The 539-nt window shown below is 67.9% G+C and carries 1 protein-coding gene; it reads left to right on the forward strand.

What is annotated here, in order from left to right; translation table 11 throughout:
- Positions 1-539 (forward strand): diguanylate cyclase (locus EOA28_RS37970; protein WP_128315957.1); only part of this gene is annotated, 539 nt, incomplete at both ends.

Consider the following 539-nt stretch of genomic DNA (forward strand, 5'->3'; position numbering starts at 1 on the left):
CAGGCGAGCCACGCCGCTCCAATGTGCGCCCGCAGCTCCTGGAGCGTCCCGACAGCTCGGTCGTGCCGGTGGCGCTGAACGGCGCGCCGCTGATCGTCTCAGGCCAGATCCTCGGCTGTGTCCTGGCCCTGCACGACATGACGCGCGAGCAGGATTATATCGAGCGCCTGTCGTGGCAGGCATCGCATGATGCGCTGACCGGTCTCGTCAACCGCCGCGACTTCGAGAACCGGCTGGCGGGCGCGATCTCCGAAGCGCCGGAAAGGTCGCGCAGGCATGCGCTGATGTATCTCGACCTCGACCAGTTCAAGCTGGTCAACGACACATGCGGCCATGCCGCCGGCGACCAGCTGCTGCGCCAGATCTCGGTGCTGCTCGCCAACGAGCTGCCGCCCGGCGACATCCTGGCCAGGCTCGGCGGCGACGAGTTCGGCGTGCTGCTCTTCGATTGCGATGCCGACTGTGCCGCCGCAACCGCCGAACGGCTGCGCGCCACGGTCCAGGACCTGCATTTCTCCTGGGACGGGCGTCCCTTCAAC

Source organism: Mesorhizobium sp. M2A.F.Ca.ET.067.02.1.1 (assembly GCF_004023285.1).
Classification (GTDB): domain Bacteria; phylum Pseudomonadota; class Alphaproteobacteria; order Rhizobiales; family Rhizobiaceae; genus Mesorhizobium.